Here is a 21,467-nt window from a genome sequence, read left to right on the forward strand (position 1 = left end):
ACTAGCCGCTGACAACTTAAATATGTCAAAATGTGAAGCGTGCAAGTCACCTCTTCTCTATCTACTGCTTTAAAACCGACTTTAGTTGCCCTGGGAAATTTTGATGGCGTCCACCGAGGGCATCAGCAGGTTATCCAGCCAATTTTGCAGCCCTGTAAACCTGAAATTACCACTGGCTCACCGCTACTGAGTTGGCAAACCCCCCTGGAAAGATTTAACTCAGCCAGCTTTAGGGAAAACTTAGAAAATCCAGCGGACATCAATATAAGTAAAACTTATGCTACGGTAGCAACCTTTAATCCTCACCCGCGCGAGTTTTTTTCCGGTGTTGCTCGCAAGTTACTAACACCAAGTTTAGAAAAGGTGCAACAGTTAAGTATCCTTGGTGTCGAGCAGTTAGTACTCTTGCCCTTTGACCGAGAATTAGCCTCCTTGAGTCCGCAGCAGTTTGTCGAAAAGATTTTGGTTCAACAGCTAGATGTCAAACGCGTGAGTGTGGGAGAAGATTTCCGCTTTGGGCATCGGCGAGCTGGTACCTCAACTGACTTGCAAGCGATCGCTGCTTCCTACGGCGTAGATGTAATTATTGTACCTTTGCATACTACTTTAGGAGAACGTATTAGCAGCTCTGCAATTCGCCAATCTCTAGAGCAGGGCGATATTGGCAAAGCCAATCAGCTTCTAGGGCGCTCCTACACCATAACTGGAGTTGTAGTCAAAGGACAACAGCTCGGCAGAACAATCGGCTTTCCCACCGCTAACCTTGAACTCCCTCCAGAAAAGTTTTTGCCCAGAAAAGGTGTTTACTGCGTAAGCGTAGCGGATTCATTAGTATCATCACCACAATCCTTACAACTTGGCGTGATGAATATCGGAGAACGCCCTACAGTTAATGGCACTTGTTTGACTGTAGAAATTCACCTATTAGATTGGTCTGGAGATTTATATGGAAAAACAGTGACAGTAAGCTTAGAGAAGTTTTTGCGACCAGAACAAAAATTTGCTTCCCTAGATGCCCTCAAATCTCAAATCCAAGCTGATTGTGCCTTAGCCAGAGCCTTTTTTAGTAATTAAACCTGAAAAAAAGATATCGTTGAGTGAAACACTCCTTCTTTAGCAAGAACATTACTCAGGGCGACATTTTACAAGATCTTGGCAATATTTAAGAGGCAGTAGGCAAAAGGGAAGGTATCTACCACTCATGAGAGAACGTATTGAGCAGCTAAGAGAAAATCTTGGTCGCACTATTGTTGGTAAAGATGATGCCATTCGCCTGGTAATCGTGGCGCTGCTGGCTGGTGGCCATGCACTACTAGAGGATGTTCCCGGCGTCGGCAAAACCCTATTGGCTAAATCTTTAGCTCGTTCCCTTGATGGCAAGTTTCAGCGCATTCAGTGTACTCCCGATTTGCTACCGACAGATATCACTGGTACTAACATCTGGAATCAAGGCAGCCGTGAGTTTGAATTTCTCTCTGGTCCAGCGTTTACCAATATCCTACTAGCAGATGAAATTAATCGGGCAACACCCCGTACTCAGTCTGCTCTACTAGAGGTAATGGAGGAACAGCAGATAACGGTGGATGGCGTCTCTCGTCGAGTACCCCAGCCGTTTTTCGTGATTGCTACCCAAAATCCAGTGGAGTATCAAGGCACCTTCCCTTTACCGGAAGCACAAATGGATCGATTCATGGTGTCTTTGAGTCTAGGTTATCCGACGGAAGAGGAAGAACTGCAGATGCTACAACGGCATCAACAAGGTATGACGGTTGCGGAACTAAAACCCTGTATCTCTGCCGAAGAAGTTTTAGAGTTAAGGCATGCTTGCTATCAAGTAAAGGTGGATATCTCTTTGCAGCAGTACATCCTTAACTTAGTCAGAGCTTCGCGCGACTCTCAAGAGGTAGCATTAGGTGTCAGTCCTCGCGGTACTCTCGCCCTACAAAGAACTGCTCAGGCACTAGCTTTCCTGGAAGGTCGAGATTATGCTATTCCAGATGATGTCAAATTCCTGGCACCCCATGTACTTTCTCATCGTCTTATTCCAGCAGGAGGGCGTCGATCTCAAACCATTATTCAGCAGTTACTACAATCTGTGCCAATTCCCTAAATTTTTTCTTTAAGTATGTCCAAGCGTGCGAGGCCAACAATTCAACGGCGCAAGCCAAAGCAATTAACCAAAGGACATCGGCAAAGGCGTTCCCCGGTAGTTTTGTTATTGGTGCTAGTCTTTTGGAGTATTTTACTGGGGTGGGGCATAGAGCTGGCTCTGGGAGCTACTAGCAGACCGCAAATTGTTGCTCAAGCTACCCCAACGGGTACAGTAGATCCAGTTCCGGCTCGCTACCAGCTAGGAAAAGAACTGTATTTAGAAAACTGCGGCACCTGCCACGCAGCCTTGCCACCAGAGGTGATGCCCTCGGACACTTGGCGTCAGCTGCTGCTAAATTTAAATGAACACTACGGCAGCCGGGTTGAGCCGATTATTGCACCTTCCGTATTACTGATTTGGAACTATGTAAGGGACTTTTCCCGTCCCCTTGGGGAAGAAGAATCAACCCCTTATCACCTGACGCAATCCCGATATTTCCAAGCGCTACACCCACAAGTTGAGTTTGCCGAAACTGTTAGACCTGCTAGCTGCGTCAGTTGTCATCCAGGTGCTGCTCAATACGACTATCGCACTCTTGCTCCCGAATGGTCAAACTCTCCTTAATGCTGAACTGCGCGGTTGCCTAATTGCGGAAAATCCCTAGCAATTCCGCAATTATTTTCCTTGCTTGTACCCTCTCCGTCATCCCTCGATTCAACAACGCCAGATTTTTTTATAGAGGGAGAGTCAATTAAAAATCTTCTCTATCGGCAAAATTAGTTGCTAAACAGTTCTGGGACAATTGCGCAGCTTAGTAAGGCTTTTTCTGTGATCTCAGATTAGAACTTGCCTAAATTGTGTTTGTCTCAAACTTTCGATAAAAAGTAATGTTGGATACATACTTAAAGTCGTATTTTTGCTCATCTTTCTTTTTTGATCTTATTGAGATAGTAAAGTATCTTGATCATTAAAGTGCTCTTGGTGAGGACTCCAAGATTATTAACTGCTATTTTCAGCAAATAATTAGCACTTTTGTAACTAAGGATGCTGTTAATAAATGTGGGGTTTTTGGTAATTTATATCATTGACACAAAATAACAATTATGATAAAGATGCGTAACTGAGTCATTAGAGACAAGGCTTATACTAGCTAGCTCAACTAGGCAAGCTGTCGTTGCTGATAAGCTGGTATTAACCAATTGGCAGGGATTGTACGCTCTAAACCCGTAGAGATTTACATACTTTCCTCTCCTGAACTAAAATTCCTCTAAATCTTCTGTTGAGATAAACCCTACTCTTGGCCCCTACCACTTTACTGACTAAGAAAATTTCCTCTGAAATAGCGGAACTAGAGAATCGCAAGTTGCGTCAAAGGTTGTAAGAATGATTAGTATCTCTTTTAGGAGAGTTATATACTTAGTCAGCTCTGGTAGTATCGTTTTTCAGGGAGTTGTAGGGTTTAAGGGTGAACCAAATCGGTATTGGTTTTTTACTGAAAAAGTAAGTCAATGAAAATAAATTCATAGAAACTTGATTTAGAGTTGCGTTTATATGTTGCTCCTGTGAAATAAACTACCTTGGTTTGCTGCTATCACAGGCGCTGTGCTATATTGTGCTTGAGAACTATTAAGGAATTTTATAGTCAACTAAATCCCCTAAACAAATGGAATATTTTTTAGCTGACTTAATAGTTTAATTCCGATTGATTTAACAAAAACTCTCCTGAGAGAGCGGCGGCAAAAGCAAGAGTTCGGACTCAACCAGCAATAGTTACGAAAAAAAGTATAAAGAAATATCTAAGGAGATCAGGAAAGTAGGAGGTTTGCTAAGAATAATCTAGATAATTGATCTTTTTCGACCCGCCTAACTTGTAGACACTGCCGAGGAATCAGCGTAGATTTACAGATTTTAACTTTAAAAGAATCCAGTGCATTGCCGCTAATGTCAAATTTAACTTTTTTGTAGTCATGAGCATTATAACTACTTCTATTCTTATGAAGAAGTTATCAATGGCTGTTGCCGGATTGGCATTTATCGCTGTGGGTTCTCTCGGTGTAGAGAAAGCACAAGCGGTGGTCATTGATTTTCAAAGTCTCGAAACGAATGAATATGTAAACCTGATTCCTACTGCTACCTATAAGGAAGATGGTTTTATATTCAGCAGCAGTGACTCTCGCGGTAATGTATTTGCTAGCTTTGGTAAGCAAAATCCTAACTATGCTGGTTCTGCCGCTTTAGCCAACAACTCCTTTAGTGCCATTACCACTCTGATGAAGGAAGATCGTGGCGCTTTTGATTTGGTTTCAATGGACTTCTCCGAATTGTTCATGGGCCAACAGGGAAAGCCTGTAATTGATTTCTTCGGAATCAGAAAGGACATGACAACGGTTGCTACCAGATTTACTTTGGATGGGAATTTTGGATTCCAGACATTGGAATTTACAGATTTCTCCAACCTCATGGCAGTAAGTTGGAATCAGACAGAGCCTCTACATCAGTTTGACAACGTAGCACTTGATACCAGCCGCTACGATAATCAGGAAGAAGCTGCTGCTGTTCCAGAACCCACTTCAGCCTTGGGCTTAGTCGTATTGGGTGCTTTGGGTGCTGGTTTAACCCTCAAAGGTAGGAAGATCGAGAAATCTAGAGATAGTAGTATCAACTAAAGGCGATCGCCACTAGAGATACGATGGCTACAACTCTCGAAGCTTAAACTTAATCTGGCGAAGCTGGGAACACGAGCAAAGTAACCTGAATTCCACCCAAAACACAGCTTGGCTGACGCCTAGGTAGAGAGGATTCCTTAAGCAGTAAAAAAACTGATGTCTCCAGCTTTCAGCTAAACTTAGGCAATTGGCAATACTAGTGAAACTCTCAAGCCAAGCAGTTATGTAATCATTATCTCTAGCTTTAGGGGCTTAACCCCAACTCAATTAACGGTGCCAGTTAGAGGAGAACTAGCACTGGCATAAGCTTTTAAAGGAATTCGACCGGCTCGATAGGCAAGACGCCCCGCTTCAGCTGCCATGCCCATGGCTTTGCCCATTGCCACTGGATTTTGTGCCAAAGCAATCGCGCTATTAATTAAAAGAGCATCTGCCCCCAATTCCATGGCATAAGCCGCCTCACTAGGTGTACCGATCCCAGCGTCTACCACTACTGGCACAGTAGCCTCCTCAATAATAATTTGGATATTCGCGGCATTCTTGATTCCTTGACCAGAACCAATCGGTGAGCCTAAGGGCATCACGGTTACACACCCAACTTCTTCTAAGCGTTTAGCCAACAGGGGATCAGCATTAATGTAAGGCAAAACGGCAAAGCCCTCTTTCACCAGTTGCTCTGCTGCTTGTAAGGTGCCAATAGGGTCAGGCAGTAAATATTTCGCATCCGGAATCACTTCCAACTTGACAAAGTTATTGTCTTCTTGACCCAATAACTTCGCCATTTCGCGACCCAACCGCGCTACTCGCACTGCTTCTTCTGCTGTTGTACAACCAGCTGTATTGGGCAGCATCCACAGCTTCGTCCAGTCCAGCGCCTCTGCCAACCCTTCGTGTCCTGGTGCTTTCGTTTGTACCCGACGCACGGCAACAGTGACAATTTGACTACCACTGGCGGCAATGCTCTGCTGCATCATTTCGATGCTGCTATACTTACCAGTACCAGTCATTAGCCGAGAATTGAAGGTGCGACCAGCAATAGTGATTTGGTCAATTTGAGGTAGTTCTTTGAGTAAACAGGTCTGAGTTGGTGTTGAGCTGAGGGCAGGACTGAGCATGAAACTATCCTTGGCTGAGGAAGTTTTATTGTAAAACCTGTCGTAGCGAAAATGTCTCAGCAATGGGTCAGATTTTTGTTGAGCAATTAAGTCAGCCAATAGCTTGGCTGTTACTGGGGCCAGGAGAATACCGTTGCGGTAGTGACCAGTCGCCAAGGTAAGATTCTCGCAGGGACTGATGCCAAGAATTGGTAATTCATCTGGTGTTGTGGGTCGAAATCCCCACCAGCACTCCTGAATTGACCAATCCTGCAACTGAGGATACAACCGCATTGCTCGCCCTAGCAAGGTATGCATTCCTGCTGGAGTGTTGTGAGGGTGCCAGCCTACATCTTCACTAGTCGCACCAATCAAAATTCGCCCATCTCGACGTGGCACCAAATAGGTTTCAGACCCAAAGAGTACCCGCTGTAAAGGTAAGGATTGACGATTACCTTCTGGCACTTGCACCAATAACATTTGACCTTTGATTGGTCGTACTGGCAGTGGTAACAGTTGATTAGACCAGGCACCAGTTGCTAAAACATAATGGTCTGCTTGTAATTCACCAATAGAGGTTCTCAGCCGAGAAACCAGGCGATTTTGCTGCTCAATTGCCTCCACTTCCACACTTTCGCGGAGATTGACACCCAGTTCCTGTGCTGCTAGTCGCAATGCCTTGGCTAATGCCCGGTTATCTACCTGAGCATCTTCTGGGTACCACCATCCACCAACAACATCGGAACCAAGACCAGCTTGATACAAATGAATCGTATCTTTATCTAGCCAAAGTGCCGTAGAAGTCTGCTCAGGTTGCCTAAGTTCTGTAGATTCGGGATTGAGATAAACTGGTGCCAGAATGCCGCAGGGCCAGTAGCCGGTAGCAACACCAGTCAGTTGTTCTATCTTACTAATCCATTCGGAATACAAAGATCGTGAGCTAAGGCACAATTCCAGCATGGGACTAGCAGGTATTGCTTCTGCCTGAGGAGCCAGCATGCCTGCTGCGGCTAAAGTGGAAGCCTGTTGATAGTCGCGGCTGATCACGGTGACTGAAAAGTCCCGCAGTTTAAGTTCTACGGCGATCGCTAAACCGATGACACCGCCGCCGATGATAAGAATGTCACTTGCTGCGTTCATTGAGGCAAAATCAATATGCGGGATAACCTTTCTAAGTCTCCCGTCTGTAATCATCCCAACTTCAATCCCCAAAAGATTGTTAAGTGGACTGTTCAGTAACTAAACAGAGGAGAACTCTACCATAGTGCTCTTATTGATTGGTCAGGTTCTGAATCAAAAGGCTGAGTTGTGGTTGTAGTCTCACGAGGTGCTGCTGACGACTGGTTAGCACGCTCAATTGGTGTTGTCGGAGAGTTCTGACCGCCGCTAGGAGCCTGGGTAAAAGGCTGGCTAGTAGGTTGCTCGTCAGCCGGTTGAATCGTTGTCTGAGGAGCCGTAGACTCCCCTTGCGTTTCTGTTTGCGTTTCTGTAGCTTCCGGAACGGGTTCTACTTGGTTAGCACTTTGATTCTGACCCTGGAAGGGAAATCTATCACAGGCAGTTGCTGAACCCACAACAGCGGCAGCTACAACCACTTTTACAATTACTTGAGTCAACTTATTCATACCTGGGCCATGGAGAAATTTTGCATCTGCAAATACCATGTTCCCTGAATTTATGGAAATTTGCACTTGCCCTTGGCAAAGAAGTATTTCGGAGCCTCTAACTCATAAATTTTCTGGTTATTTTCTCGGTGTGTTTACTTGCTAGAGATTATCTCAAGGTAAATACTTCTGCACAACATTCCAACCTGTAAGCCCGACCCAGATAAATCCGACCAACAGAACTATATTTGTAACTACATGAATAGTGCGCACCCAAGGTCGCTTCAGACTAATTTGGGTAGAAGACCCCGCTGAAAGCAAAACCAAAAAGACCACAGATAAACCAGCAACTAAGTGTGGTGAGTGTCCTAAAGTTCCGAAATGACCTAGGGTGCCGACAATACCTACGCTAAGTAGGAGTAAAACAAGAGATACCATAACCCAGCCGGTGATATAGTGCGCAGGTCGCAACCAGCTTGGTCGTCGATGCTGTGAGTGTCGTAAGTAGGACAGAGTAATGCCAGAGATGGCCATTAGGAAGTAGGCAAATAGTGATAGACCCATTGACCAAGCGGCAATTTTCCACAGCCAGATGAAAGAAGGCAGATTCACGCGTTGATACCAAAAAATGCTGTGTTAGCTTTTAACTCCTTAATAATAAAAGAATGATAAAAAAGAGGGACTGCCAAATTTGGCAACCCCTCTGAAACTCTCAAATTGAGAAAGAATTAGTTTATATGGGCGTATGTTAAAAATTCTGAGGTTAATCGGTTTTTATTATTGACCTTCCCCAGGCTTTGCTTACTAGCTACAGACTCAGTTACTTGTTGAGTAAGAGAGTCGCCACTAGAAGGTGGTTTTTTTTCCTCCACAGATAAACGAACACAAGGAATCTTATCTGAGAAAATCGCCGTTGCCATCAGGCCTGTGTGAATTTCTAGCAGACCTGATGGAAGCGCTTCAAAAACTAAGCGCTGACCAGGAAAAACTACTCGTTCAAAATACCAATCAGGAATATTGGTAATTCGAGCAACCTGGATATTGCTCGTGGCGTTTACATAACAGCAGAGTATGCGATCTTTGTTATCGGAGGGGAGGGGATCAAGTATTTGAGCCATAACAGCCAGGGTACTGAAGCTAACAATTGTTATTACTTTCTTAAAGTTATCATCTGCGATCCCAGCTTAGTGTAAAATTCGCTACCAACTTTAAGGGATCAGCCACATCAATAATAACTATTTAGGCATGAGCCGATGATTCCTTATTTTATTTCTTTTCTAAGGAAAATTCACATCGCAGATGAGCAGTAGATTTTATCTTTCTAGTACAAATTGGTAATTTTTGTTTATCACTCAATTTCACTAGAGACTTTTTGATTTTTGTTAACTATGAAGATGTCTTATCTTGTCAGCTTTCTCCTTTTACTGAGGTATCGCTAGTTTTCAAGATAAGTTGTCATGGGAGTTTAGTAACAAAATGCTAAAACCCTTTATGTCTCTCGGCTAATCCCTCCGTTACATTTTGATAAGGCTCGTCATCTACTAACCTTGTTTGACTGTGAGAAGACTTTTGTAAAGGCTTACAAATACTTACAAAATAAAACAATAAAAATATTAATTAATTGAGGATCACAATTGCGCCTCAACTTTCATGACTGATAAGACTCATCCTGCTAAAAAACAATGATAAGTAGTTACCTGCTGACCTGGAAAACTTACCGGGTTTGTCTGAAGGTTGTAAACAATCTCCGCGATTATGCCACGGTAAGTCCCTAATCTGCTAAAGTTAAGTTATGTGAAAAAAATCTCATAATATACAAAAATTACAGCAGCGTCATACCAACGGCAGCATGCTGGAGAACCCCTATTGATCGAAGTGACTGGCTAAGGCCGGCTGAGCTTCCTCAATGGGCCTAGATTTTTCGCTGGCGAGCGAAAGACCTACAGACGGATAGAGAAATCATTAAATATAAAGTTCACAATGCAACAGAAAATTCTCTATGTTCGCCTTCCTTGTAATCCTATCTTTCCCATAGGCGTAGTCTACCTAGCTGACCACGTTCATAAACTCTTTCCCAAGGTGGAGCAACGTATCTTCGACTTGGGAACCATTCCTCCCCTGGATTTTGCCCGCGCCCTCGACGCCAGCGTAGACGAGTTCCAACCGACAATGTTGGTGTTTTCCTGGCGCGATATTCAAATTTACGCGCCAGTCGGTGGTAGAGCTGGTAATCCTCTGCAAAACGCCTTTGAGTTTTACTACGCAAAAAATCCTTGGGTAAAGTTACGGGGCGCCCTGGGAGGACTGCGCTTAGCGGCGGCTTACTATACAGAACTCTGGCGCAATTTGGGATTGATTAAACGAGGACTCAAACGCGCTCAAAAATACAACCCACAAGCCTTAGCCATGGTTGGTGGTGGGGCAGTTAGTGTTTTCTATGAGCAGCTAGAGAAGAAACTCCCCCCAGGTACCATTGTTTCTGTGGGGGAAGGAGAGACACTATTAGCAAAAATTATTCAGGGCCAAGAGTTTTTAGATGAACGCTGTTATGTTGTAGGTGAGACTAAGCCACGGGATCAAATGATTCACGAGTGGCCCAATCCGGTAGAAAAAACCGCTTGTGACTACGGCTATATCAAAAACATTTGGTCAGGCTTTGAGTATTACTTGCAAGAGGATGACTTTTATATCGGTGTCCAAACCAAGCGAGGCTGTCCTCACAACTGCTGCTACTGCATATATACAGTAGTAGAAGGTAAACAAGTAAGAATCAACCCCGCTGATCAAGTTGTGGCAGAAATGCGCCAACTTTATAACCAAGGAATCCGTAATTTCTGGTTTACAGATGCTCAGTTCATACCTGCGCGCAAGTTCATTGACGACGCAGCTGAACTATTGCAAAAAATCATTGACTCCGGCATGAATGATATCCACTGGGCCGCCTATATCCGTGCAGATAACCTGACACCGGAACTGTGTGATCTCATGGTCAAGACTGGCATGAACTACTTTGAGATCGGCATTACTAGCGGTTCTCAAGAACTGGTACGGAAAATGCGAATGGGTTACAACCTACGCACAGTCTTGCAGAACTGCCGTGATTTAAAAACTGCTGGCTTCAATGATTTGGTATCAGTCAACTACTCGTTTAATGTAATAGACGAGAGGTTGGAAACTATCCGCCAGACGATCGCTTATCATCGTGAGTTGGAGCGGATCTTTGGTGCCGACAAAGTAGAACCAGCGATCTTCTTCATTGGTTTACAACCCCACACTCACCTGGAGAAGTACGCCTTTGAGAACAAGATGCTCAATCAAGACTACGATCCGATGAGTCTGATGCCTTGGACAGCGAAAAAACTGCTCTGGAATCCGGAACCACTAGGTTCTTTCTTCGGTGAGGTTTGCCTCCAAGCTTGGCAGCAAAACCCCAATGACTTTGGTCGTGAAGTAATGAACATTCTTGAAGAAAGATTAGGCTGCGCGGACTTAGAAGAAGCTTTAGCAGCGCCTGTAGAACCAAAGCAGAAACATCACAAACAACTAGTCGCCATAGGTTAAGAGTTAGTTCGCGAAGCGTTCCTTGGAGGGGTAGGTTAGAAGGTTGTTTCCACAGCGTTGCCCGGAGGGGTAGGCTGGCAAGACAACCCACAACCTACTTTTCCTACAACCCCCAACCTACAATCTGTCAACCCGCAACTCGTTAAAATCACATCATGCTGGAAGGCTCTATTTTACAAAAGCTAGAAACAGCCCATCAAGGAGACAAAAGACCTCTGAATTTTGGGGTGTACTACAAAAACACACTAATTTCTCTTTGTCATGCTCTAGAAGACTTCATTCTAGAATCAGACAGCGCACCAGTGATGATTGTGGCCTTCCAGCAAGGTAAGTGGTATCTCGAAGAGGCGGAGCGCTATGGTGAATTAGCTAACAAGTCGTCTCAAGTAGCAATTATGGCAACACTTGATACAAGTTTTGCCCAACACCCCACTAGTCAGCGGGAAAACGTGGCCTTGGTGGGTCTAGAACCATCGGATCCAGTGGCTCAGGAATGGCACTTGATGATTTTGTCTGAGACATACACAGCAATGGTGTTGTGTCAAGAATTGTCCGATGAAGATTATGGAATTAAAGGGCCTCCAGAAAACGACAGAGAGCGCAAATTCTACGGCTTCTGGACGTTCGAGCCAGAATTGGTAAAAGAGACCGTAGAGCTGACAGTCGCTCACATCGGTCACTACGACCCAGACTTGCAACAAACCTTACATAATCAAGTTCAGAAGAAAATCGCTGCTTTTGGGACTAAGGAAAGAGATGATATCGGAGCAGTAGTTAACTGCGTAGTAGAATATCTCAAAAACGGTCAACAAGATTTATCCCAAGTGGGAGAAAACCTAGCTGAGGCCTTTCTCCCTCAAGAACAGGCTTTGGATGACAACCTAGTTTCTAACGAGCTGCAAGCCTTCTTACGCATGGCACAGCTCATCGACCAGGCAGATGCGATCAATCCTAATGCAGCCGCTGAAGTGACAGCCTTATCTGAGGCAATGGGGCAGTTGCTGGATTTACCAGCATGGCAACTCAAACGCTTACGTCTGGCTGCTTTACTTCACCGCCTTGCGCCCTTACAAAGGGTCAAGGTACAAATGCCACCCAAGTCAAATGCCCAAAAAGAAGCCGTACTCCAGGCTGGATCACTGCCTAAAGCCTCGGTTTTAAGGATCATGCCCCGCTTACAGGCGGTGGCTGAGATTATCACCCATCAAACAGAAAACTGGAACGGTTCAGGAAAGCCTGAGGGTTTAGCTTATGATGCTATTCCTTTAGAGTCGAGAATTCTGGCACTGTTAGCAGATTTCCAGCTACGGCTTAATGCCTATCAACATGACCAGTCAGTGGAGAATCCCCTGCTTCAGGCGCTAACTGAATGTCAAGCAAAAGGTAGGGAAGATTTTGACCCCAAACTGGTAGAAGTTTTGGCGCTGATGGTAATGGGAATGCAACAAGGTATGAGTTTGCGAGCAAAGACACCGAAAATTGCTGCGGGAGTGTGGTTACTAGATGCTGATCAGGGAGACAACTGAATACTTCTTTAAGCCAATGAGCAACTATCCAAAATCTAGGTTGAGGGAATGGTAAACAATTGACATAGGATTTCTTTCTTCTGTTCGCTAAGCTGAGCAAACGGTTCGCCGCTACCTAAACAGAGGAGCACAGGTACTACACTATGAGAGGAATTTTCGGATAAGTTATTAGGATTTAGAAATGGTGATGGATATAGAGGCACTTCGGGCGGGTAAACTCAAGCAGTTGCCAGGAGCAGACTTAGAAGATGAGAATCTTTCGGGTAGCCAGTTAGAGAGAGTTAATCTGGTTGGTGCAACTCTGGTGGGGACAAATTTATCTGGTTCTAATCTGAATGGTGCTCGTTTGGATGGTGCCAACCTCCTCGGGGCCCAACTCCAGTCGGCTGACTTGCGGGCCAACTTGCTGGGGGCGAACTTAATGCAAGCTGACTTGACAAAAGCTGATCTACGGGGAAGCAATCTTCGCGGCGCTAATTTGATGGGAGCAAAACTGTCTCAAGCTTCTTTTACAGGGGCTTTTCTTAGTGGTGCAAATCTGATGGGGGTCAACTTACAAGGAGTTGATTTACGAGGTGCTGACCTGCGGGGAGCTAATCTTAGTAGCGCTAATCTCAAGGGAGCAGACCTTTCTCAAGCAGATTTACAAGGGGCTAATTTGAGTGAGGCCAATTTGGAAGAGGCAGATTTGCGGGGAGCCAATCTCGCTGGTGCTAACTTCACAAAAGCAAATCTGCTGTGTGCTGATTTAGATGAGGTGAATTTGAAGGGGGCGAATTTGGATCAAGCCTGTTTAGTCGGGACTTGTGTAGCGACGATGAGTGCTTGACTCCGGATCGAGAAGGGGTAAGAACTGATGGGACTAGTACCGGTTCTTAAGCTGACCGCCTCTTGATGCCAAGAGCAAGCAAACCTAAAAACAGCAAACCCATTAACCCAGCAATGGGATTACCATCAACTCCAGTAATCCAAGGCGAAACCTGTTCAGAATATTGCACCATCTGCCCAACATTAATCAGGTAATAACCCCAAACAAGACCAGAATGTAAACCAATAGGCAGCCCCAGTCGCCCCTGAGATGACTGCTTTGCCCAAACCATCGTCAGTCCTAGCAACAACAAAGCGGGGAATGTCGGTAAGGTGCGAATCATCTCTGAGAGTGGTTTGAGAAAATGTAGTGCGGCAAAGATGATGGCGTCAGTCCATAGTGCAATCTGGGGGCGATAATCCCGTTGTAATTCATCCCATAGCCAGCCTCGAAAAACTAACTCCTCAGCCAAGCCAATGCCAAGAGCACTGGCAAATCCTTCTAAAATCAGTTGTGGTAGCAATACTTGAGGCTTCTGGAATGCCAGCCAACCAAACAAACCTTCTAAGGTGAACAGAGCAAGCGTCATCACCAGACCAATACTCAGTCCTTGGAGCAGTTCTAGAAGATTTTGTCTGGTTCTCAGCAAACCATAACTGTTCAGCAGTTGAGTTCGTCGGTAGATTTTTTTGCCCCACCAAGGGACTAATAGCAGAAACTCCCCAAACAATAATCCCATTGTCAGGATAGTAACCAAGTTTGGGTCGCGACCCAGTAAGTAAATTGGTGCTGCTATCGGTAACCAGAGCAACAACAAGAATAAGATAAAAAAGCCCAGTCTCACTGGTGCTGGGGATTGGGCTAATTTCGCTAAATTAGGTTTCAAAAAAAGTTAGATTTTGCTGAGCAGCAAAACCAAAAGATGATCTTTTAATTTTCCATGAGTCGAAGCGAGCTTCGCAAGCCAGACCGCCTGATGAAAAACTTCTTATTATTCGTCAGGTTCCATCGTGCTGATTAAACCATGGTTCTTCAAAGTTTCACAGTAAAATTCAGCATGCTCTTGAGCACAGGTAATCACTAAGGCTATTCCTGTACTATGAGCTTCCATCATGATGCTCACGGCTTGAGGTTGAGTGAGACTTGCTACCGTCGTTAGCAAGGCATTCACTACATACTCCATGGAGTTGAAGTCATCATTATGAAGCAACACGCGGTAGCGAGGCGCATGTTTAGGGGTTGTAGAACGCTTCTCAATGGTCTCGACAGACAATGCTCTACCCTCTCTGTTTCAGTTGTTTACTTTTAATGCTCATTAACACCGGTAAATATCCTAGCTTTGTGTTTATGTTTACCAGTATCCTACCTGTATTATATTACGATGTATGAAGTGTTCCGGCTACTGAGACGGATAAGAAGATTAATATAGTCTATTGACTTAGAGATTTTCTTAGTAACTCCAGTTGAAAAAGAAGCGACTTTTCTAGGGTAAATTCAACCTGTAATTAGTCTAGTTGGAGCAAAAAACCTAGGTACACAGGTTGATTAAGAAGATGGCAGGAGTTCGGTTCTCCTGACTATCTCCTGGGATTCTCACAAGGCTAAGATAATAAAGTTAACTTTACTTAACATGTCTCGTGACTACACAGGCAACACCGACTGCTGCCAATACCCCCATGGCTGGCACTTACTGGCAGTGGCGAGGTCAATCTATTTACTATGTACGCGCTGGAGAGAAAGGATCCGGACGTCCGCCCTTGCTTTTGGTTCACGGTTTTGGAGCTTCTACAGACCACTGGCGAAAAAACATCGCCCAACTCAGTAAAGATTTCGAGGTTTGGGCAATTGACCTGCTAGGATTTGGACGTTCAGCGAAACCAGATTGGCAATACGGTGGTGATTTATGGAGAGACCAGCTATCTGACTTTATCACCAATGTCATTCAACAACCGACCGTATTAGCAGGAAATTCCTTAGGTGGTTATGCCTCATTGTGTGTAGCTGCTGAGCGCCCTACATCTGCCGTTGGTCTGGTGCTGCTCAATAGTGCTGGTCCTTTCACAGATACCAAAGTACCCACTCAGCCAAATCCGTGGCAAAAATTTCTACGGGACTTAACTCAGTCAATTTTAGGGCAACCCTGGGCAAGTTTTCTCTTATTTCAATATGTGCGGCAACGCTCAATGATTCGCAAAACTCTACAGCAAGTTTATCTTGACCAAAGTGCGGTAACAGATCAGTTAGTAGAAGAAATTTATCGTCCTTCTAGTGATGTTGGGGCTGATAAAGTATTTGCTTCTGTCTTCAAATCGCCTCAAGGAGAAAAAATTGACGTGCTCTTACAGCAGATGAGTTGTCCCTTATTACTACTCTGGGGAGAAGCAGATCCTTGGATGAATGCCCAAGAACGCGGAGCAAAGTTTCGTAAATACTATCCTCAGTTAACAGATTACTATCTCCAGGCTGGACACTGCCCCCATGATGAAGTGCCGGAACAGGTCAATGCTTTGATCAAATCTTGGGTATTGTCAATCACCAACAGCTAGTGTTTAAGTGGAGCTGCTCATTTTTGCTGATTAAGGGGAATCTCCACAATAAACTCTGTCCCTTGACCGGGGACAGAAAAACAACTAAGCTGACCACCGTGTTTTTCAACCACAATCTGATGGCTGATCGATAGCCCTAAACCTGTACCAGTACCCACAGGCTTAGTGGTAAAAAACGGGTCAAATATTTGTTGTTGCAATTCCTTACTCACCCCCGGGCCGTTGTCAGTAATCTTAATGACGACTATCGAAGAATTCCAGAGGCACTCATCAGCATCGAGAATATTCTCTTGGTACTTTACCTCAGTACTGATTGTAATCTTTGGCATAATTCCTAACTTGGAACCTTCAACTACCCAATTATCCTCCAATGCCTCAATAGCATTACTCAGCAGGTTCATAAATACCTGATTTAACTGAGAGGAATAACAGTTAATCAGAGGTAGTTGACGATATTCTTTAATCACTTGAATCTCAGGACGATTGCCCTCTGGTCGCAATCGGTGCCGCAAAATAAGTAGGGTATTATCGATGCCCTCATGAATATCTACCAGCTTAATTTCTGATGCACTGCGTCGAGAAAAGCTCCGTAGCGAGCAAACTATTTCATGGATGCGCTCAGCTCCCACCTGCATAGACTTCATCAGTTTTTGCCAATCTTCCACCAGAAAATCCCACTCTATCTCTTGGGTGATCTGCTGAACTTCTGGTGTAGGATTTGGGTAAGCTTGCTGATAAGCCTTAATTACCCGGATCAACTCTTGAAAATATTCTCTGGCAGGAGCAATGTTACCATAGATAAAACTGACCGGGTTGTTGATTTCATGGGCGATACCAGCAACCATTTGCCCGAGACTGGACATTTTCTCAGTTTGAATTAGTTGAACTTGGGTACGTTTCAATTTATCCAAAGTTAACCCTAACTGAGTTGCTTTTTCCCGTGCTCGTGCTTCCGACTCCAGCAAGGCTTCTTCCACGCGTTTACGCTGGGTAATATCTATTGCAGTTCCGAAAACTTTCTTCACCTGTCCTCGCTCATCCAAAATAACTTCTCCTCTACACTCAATATGTCGAATTGAAGCATCCGGTTGTATAACTCGATGGTCTATTTGGTAAGATTTACCCTTGGCGATAGCGTTGCTTATTTTTTGCTCCACCAAAGCTCGATCATCGGGATGAACCTGCTGAAGATATTCGCCACAAGTCGGTGCCGATTTGGTCGGATCCAAGCCGAAGATACGAGATAATTCCTCTGACCAGCTAATTTTTTCAGTTAGTACATCAAATTCCCAATTTCCTAGATGAGCGAGTCTTTGAGCTTCTGCCAAACGTAGAGAAGTTGCATGCAATTTCTCTACACTATATCGCAGTGCTTCTTCAGTTCTTTGACGTTCACAAATTTCCTGTTGCAGCAGTGCTTTTTGTCTTCGGATTGTTAGTTGATTTTCTACACGAGCTAAAACCTCCTGCATCTGAAATGGTTTCGTAATATAGTCTGCTCCTCCCACCTGAAAGGCTGTCACTTTATCTAAGACTTCGTTGAGGGCGCTCAAGAAAATTACAGGAATTTCGCGTGTTTCCTCTACTTCCTTCAGCCTTTGACAAAGTTCATAGCCATTCATATCCGGCATTCTGATATCAAGTAAAATTAGATCGGGCGGGGATGCCAGCACTCCCATTAACGCTGTTGAAGCGTCAAGAGCTCTCTTCACCTCGTATCCTGAATCCGTCAACATTTGGGATAAAAGACGTAGGTTTTCTGGTTTATCATCAACAATGAGAATCGTATTTTTTACTTCTGGGTCTTGATTGCTCTTCATGAAATTAATTAAATGGACTTTTCTGGAAGGCTATTCCTTCTTGCAGTAGTCTTCAAATTATTATTAGCTAGTGTTATTTGCTCGAAATTAATGAATATCAATCTTCGGGAAAGAAACGCTAAACGCCAATTCCTCTTTTCCTGACCTAGTATTTGGTAGAAGGCACATTATTTTAAAATCATTGGAAGCTTTTGCCATGGGTTGGTCTTAATCAATACCTTGGCAAAGATCTTCTCACAGCCATTGACTAAATGCTGGACACAGATAGATAATTACTTTAGTTACTCGATAGATGTCAACGAGGCTTGTTTTTCCCACTGTAAAGTAAATAATACAGAATATTTATACTTTGTTAAAAGCAAATTTCAGGCTCTTGGGTTTCCAGGAATTCACTCTCTAGCTTGTTTAGTTAAATTTGCTAGCTTCTCGAACTGAAAGTTATAGAGCAACTCCGCTAAAGCTACGGAAATTGAGGCATTGTCCTGATCAACTTCCTCAAGCAAACTGAACATTTGTTTCTCATCAAGTTGGGTCGCGGCTTTGTGGAACTGTGCTAGCCACTCAGCAGGCATGACAGTAATATCTTCCCTATTAAGTTCATGAGGAAACCCTGATTGGGTAAGTGTAGCTGGAGAAGATTCTTCGTAGAGATAGCGCACCCCCAAATGCTCAGCCATCTTTTCAAAGATAACCTCCTCCCGAAAAGGCTTGCTAACAAAGTCATCGCAGCCTGCCGAAAAAACCACAGAGCGCTGTTTATCAAAGACACTAGCAGTGAGGGCAATAATTACTGTCTTCTGATGCTGGAAAGAAGCTCTAATCTTTTTAGTTGCCTCATAACCATTCATTACAGGCATCCGCATGTCCATCCAGATTAAGTGCGGCTGCCAAGTTTCCCACATACTAACTGCTTCCTGTCCATTTTTGGCTTCGCGAACCTCAAACCCTAAGGGTGAGATCAGATTAACTAAAATTAGACGACTCTCCCATTTGTCCTCAGCGATTAGAATACGATAGGTAGGTTGATTAGGTTCCAAGCCAATTAACCGTCTAGCCGACTGCTGAGCCGCAACTTGTGTAGCTTCCGCCAGCTCAATCTCGATATCAAATCTAAAAGTTGCTCCCTGACCCAACACACTACTAACAGTGATATTTCCTCCCATCAGTTGCACAAATTTTTGACTAATGGGTAAACCTAAACCAGTTCCGTCCTGAGATTTCCGGCCAGTTTCGGTTTGGACAAAAGCTTCAAATAAAGTGTCTAGTTCTGTTGGGTCAATGCCAGGGCCAGTATCTTCTACTTCAAAAAGTAGAGAGCAAGCATCTTTTGCCCTAGCCTCATTTCCAGCTTCCTGAAAAGCAACTATTTCACCACCCCCTACTCTCTGTTGCTCAGTCTTGTGCTGTACTTTAACTCGCAACACAACACTACCCTCTTGTGTAAATTTAATGGCATTTCCCAGGAGATTAATCAAAACCTGACGCAGCTTACTCTCATCTGAGTAAACATATTGAGGAATACTGGGGTCACATTCAAAAACCAACTTTAAGCCCTTAGATCTGGCTTTAAGCTGTAGCATTTCTTCGAGACTTTTGAGTAAACGGTATAAGTCAAAGTTATTTTCATTGAGCATAATCCGACCCGCCTCGATTTTAGACATTTCCAGTACGTCATTAAGCAAGGTCAGCAAATGCTCGCCGCTGCGAGTAATAATTCCTAAATGTTCCTGTTGCTGCTGATTTAGAGATGAATTACGGGTTAAAAGTTGCGTAAAGCCGAGGATGGCATTCAGGGGAGTACGCAGTTCATGGCTCATATTGGCAAGAAATTCGCTTTTGGCTTGGTTGGCAGCATCAGCATTTTCCTTAGCTTCCTGGAGTTGCGCTAGCAATTGGGCTTGCTGCAAGGCAACTCCTAACTGGTTACCCACCTGAGCCAACAGGCTAAGTTCCCTTTCTTGCCAGTGGCGGGAACCGGAATTTTGGTAGGCACCCAGTAATCCCCACAAATTTTCGCCTACAAAAACTGGCACCACCATGTAGGCTTTGATTTGAAAATGCTCCAAAATTTCCAGGTGACACTTAGAGTGGTCAGCGGTATAGATGTCATCAACTGCGATATTTTCGTGGTTACGAAACCTAGCCCCTTGAGTCTCTTGTATGTAGGTGTCGTGCCACACCGCCTTACTCCGGGATTCCGTTAACACAGACCAGCCTTGTTCCACTGACTCCGAGACCAGATCCCCACTCCAATCAGCATGGAAACGATAGACTGATACCCGATCGCAGTTGAGGATTTGCCGTACTTCTTGAGTTGTAGCCCGGAAAATAGTATCAATATCTAAGGTCTGGCGAATTCTTTCAATTACATGGGCTAAAGCTCGCTCTCGATTTGCCTCTTTGTCTAACTCCTGAGCCCGTTTTTGCAATTGAGCTGTCAGAGTAGTCTGGAGTTCTGCTGAGCGCTTTTGAGCCTTTCCTAATAATTCTGCCTGTTGGATGGCTACTCCTAATTGACTTCCAATCTGAACCAGGAAGTTTACTTCGGTATCATCCCAATGCCGTGTTCCAGAATTTTGAAAAGCTGCTAGTAATCCCCATAAACTCTTGCCTTTGTAGATGGCGATAATAGCATAAGCTTTGACCTGATAACTTTCTAGCGTTTCAATGTAACAGAGGGAAAATCCAGCACTGTAAATATCATCACAAACCTGAAACACCTGTCCTTGGGCAAATTGACCTCCTCCAGTTTCTTGTAGGTAGGTATCAATCACTTGAGGGTCAGCTAAGGACTTGACGCTACATTCGCTGATGTTGGTAAGGGATTCTGGGTTTTCTGGCTGTTCCAGCATCAGGGACTTCCAGCCAGGTGCTACCGATTCTACGATAAATTCACCACTCCAATCTGGATGGAAACGATAGATGACTACCCGGTCAGCTTTAACTAGTTGCCGTACTTCTTGTGTGGTAGTTTGGAAAATAGTATCTAGCTCTAAAGAGCGTCGAATTTTGTCGATGATGGCGGCGACCGCCTTTTCTCGTCCTACGGCTTGGGCTACTGCCTGGGCGAGATGCTCTGACTGCATCTGTAGTTGGGCGAGAGACTCCGCCTGCTGCAAAGCTACTCCTAAATGAAGGGCAATTTGAGTAACAAAATCAATTTCTGAGGCTTGCCATTGGCGGGGGCCAGAACATTGATGGATGCAGAGCAACCCCCAAAGTTGATCTCCTTTTAACAAAGGCACAACCAGATTTGCCCTTACTTGGAATCTTGCCAGAATCGCAATATGGCAATCAGGCAAACCATGTTGGTAGATATCAGGAGCAGCCCAAATCCGACCCTTAAGATAATAAGTGGCATGCTTTTCTCCAAAACAGTGGTCGTTAATTTTTGTCGCCAAGGCCGAGGGAAAAGGCGGTAGCACATCTTCGGAAACAACTTCGCCCTCATTCCAAGCCGAATCTGGATCGAAGCGGTACATCGCCACTCGGTCAGCATTGAGCAGTTGACGGACTTCTGTCGCGGTAGACTTAAAAATAGTGTTTAAGTCCAATGATTCTCGAATTTTGGTGACGACTGCTAACAAAGCCTTTTGTTGGGCAACTTGAGTTAATTTAGGGGGTGCAGCAGCAGAACTTTGGGTAACTTGCGCTCGTAGGGTGGCTAACTCTAGCTTGAGTGATTCGTAATCTGCCATTCCTATAGTTTTTTTAGATTTGGATTCAGATTCAGACATAGGGTTTGTTGTA

16 protein-coding genes are annotated in these 21,467 nt (G+C 44.4%); 8 read left to right on the forward strand and 8 right to left on the reverse strand.

From position 1 onward, the window contains the following. Window positions 1-39 precede the first annotated feature (39 nt). The 4 genes from ACT7WV_RS16655 to ACT7WV_RS16670 all read left to right on the forward strand — a co-directional run bounded on the left by ACT7WV_RS16655 (window position 40) and on the right by ACT7WV_RS16670 (window position 4,758). Window positions 40-1,074 carry a bifunctional riboflavin kinase/FAD synthetase gene (locus tag ACT7WV_RS16655; protein WP_445103949.1) on the forward strand — a complete coding sequence of 345 codons (1,035 nt, stop codon included), beginning with the start codon at window positions 40-42 and terminating at the stop codon, window positions 1,072-1,074. 127 nt (window positions 1,075-1,201) lie between these two features. After that, window positions 1,202-2,110, forward strand: coding sequence for an AAA family ATPase (locus ACT7WV_RS16660; protein WP_445103950.1), 909 nt, complete (start codon window positions 1,202-1,204; stop codon window positions 2,108-2,110). Between the two features lie 15 nt (window positions 2,111-2,125). Beyond that, on the forward strand, window positions 2,126-2,716 hold the full coding sequence (locus ACT7WV_RS16665) for a diheme cytochrome C (protein WP_445103951.1): 591 nt from the start codon (window positions 2,126-2,128) through the stop codon (window positions 2,714-2,716). A gap of 1,370 nt (window positions 2,717-4,086) precedes the next feature. Next, complete coding sequence (locus ACT7WV_RS16670) at window positions 4,087-4,758, forward strand: PEP-CTERM sorting domain-containing protein (RefSeq protein ID WP_445103952.1); 672 nt, start codon at window positions 4,087-4,089, stop codon at window positions 4,756-4,758. Window positions 4,759-5,021: 263 nt separating this feature from the next. On the opposite strand, the gene thiO is transcribed toward ACT7WV_RS16670, so the two are convergent. From thiO to ACT7WV_RS16695, 4 genes are all read right to left on the reverse strand, one after another. Continuing rightward, a complete protein-coding gene (thiO, locus tag ACT7WV_RS25885) occupies window positions 5,022-6,992 on the reverse strand; it encodes a glycine oxidase ThiO (RefSeq protein ID WP_463424178.1) in 1,971 nt (656 codons plus the stop codon). A 116-nt stretch (window positions 6,993-7,108) separates the two neighbouring features. Next, window positions 7,109-7,516 carry a hypothetical protein gene (locus ACT7WV_RS16685; protein WP_445103953.1) on the reverse strand — a complete coding sequence of 136 codons (408 nt, stop codon included), beginning with the start codon at window positions 7,514-7,516 and terminating at the stop codon, window positions 7,109-7,111. A 114-nt stretch (window positions 7,517-7,630) separates the two neighbouring features. Next, on the reverse strand, window positions 7,631-8,068 hold the full coding sequence (locus ACT7WV_RS16690; RefSeq protein ID WP_445103954.1) for a DUF4079 domain-containing protein: 438 nt from the start codon (window positions 8,066-8,068) through the stop codon (window positions 7,631-7,633). Between the two features lie 116 nt (window positions 8,069-8,184). Beyond that, complete coding sequence (locus ACT7WV_RS16695; RefSeq protein WP_445103955.1) at window positions 8,185-8,574, reverse strand: DUF1830 domain-containing protein; 390 nt, start codon at window positions 8,572-8,574, stop codon at window positions 8,185-8,187. 862 nt (window positions 8,575-9,436) lie between these two features. Here ACT7WV_RS16695 and ACT7WV_RS16700 point away from each other — a divergent pair. The 3 genes from ACT7WV_RS16700 to ACT7WV_RS16710 all read left to right on the forward strand — a co-directional run bounded on the left by ACT7WV_RS16700 (window position 9,437) and on the right by ACT7WV_RS16710 (window position 13,372). Continuing rightward, window positions 9,437-11,017, forward strand: a complete 1,581-nt coding sequence (locus tag ACT7WV_RS16700; RefSeq protein ID WP_445103956.1) for a photosystem II high light acclimation radical SAM protein — start codon at window positions 9,437-9,439, stop codon at window positions 11,015-11,017. A gap of 155 nt (window positions 11,018-11,172) precedes the next feature. After that, window positions 11,173-12,543: a DICT sensory domain-containing protein gene (locus ACT7WV_RS16705; protein WP_445103957.1), complete on the forward strand. Its 1,371-nt coding sequence runs from the start codon at window positions 11,173-11,175 to the stop codon at window positions 12,541-12,543. A gap of 187 nt (window positions 12,544-12,730) precedes the next feature. Further along, a complete protein-coding gene (locus tag ACT7WV_RS16710; RefSeq protein WP_445105675.1) occupies window positions 12,731-13,372 on the forward strand; it encodes a pentapeptide repeat-containing protein in 642 nt (213 codons plus the stop codon). A 46-nt stretch (window positions 13,373-13,418) separates the two neighbouring features. On the opposite strand, the gene ACT7WV_RS16715 is transcribed toward ACT7WV_RS16710, so the two are convergent. Further along, the gene (locus ACT7WV_RS16715; protein ID WP_445103958.1) at window positions 13,419-14,237 is read right to left on the reverse strand and encodes a CPBP family intramembrane glutamic endopeptidase; all 819 of its coding nucleotides are present in this window, start codon (window positions 14,235-14,237) and stop codon (window positions 13,419-13,421) included. Window positions 14,238-14,342: 105 nt separating this feature from the next. Then, a complete protein-coding gene (gene clpS / locus ACT7WV_RS16720) occupies window positions 14,343-14,624 on the reverse strand; it encodes an ATP-dependent Clp protease adapter ClpS (protein ID WP_445103959.1) in 282 nt (93 codons plus the stop codon). A 403-nt stretch (window positions 14,625-15,027) separates the two neighbouring features. Between clpS and ACT7WV_RS16725 the strand changes: the two genes are divergently transcribed. Continuing rightward, complete coding sequence (locus ACT7WV_RS16725) at window positions 15,028-15,897, forward strand: alpha/beta fold hydrolase (RefSeq protein ID WP_445105676.1); 870 nt, start codon at window positions 15,028-15,030, stop codon at window positions 15,895-15,897. A 17-nt stretch (window positions 15,898-15,914) separates the two neighbouring features. Here ACT7WV_RS16725 and ACT7WV_RS16730 read toward each other — a convergent pair whose 3' ends face one another. Both ACT7WV_RS16730 and ACT7WV_RS16735 read right to left on the reverse strand, forming a co-directional pair. Further along, entirely contained in the window at window positions 15,915-17,717 is a 1,803-nt protein-coding gene (locus ACT7WV_RS16730) for a hybrid sensor histidine kinase/response regulator (protein ID WP_445103960.1), read from the reverse strand. Between the two features lie 389 nt (window positions 17,718-18,106). Continuing rightward, a complete protein-coding gene (locus ACT7WV_RS16735; RefSeq protein ID WP_445103961.1) occupies window positions 18,107-21,454 on the reverse strand; it encodes a GAF domain-containing protein in 3,348 nt (1,115 codons plus the stop codon). Window positions 21,455-21,467: the final 13 nt, after the last annotated feature.

This window comes from Symploca atlantica LB2515 (genome assembly GCF_052546295.1).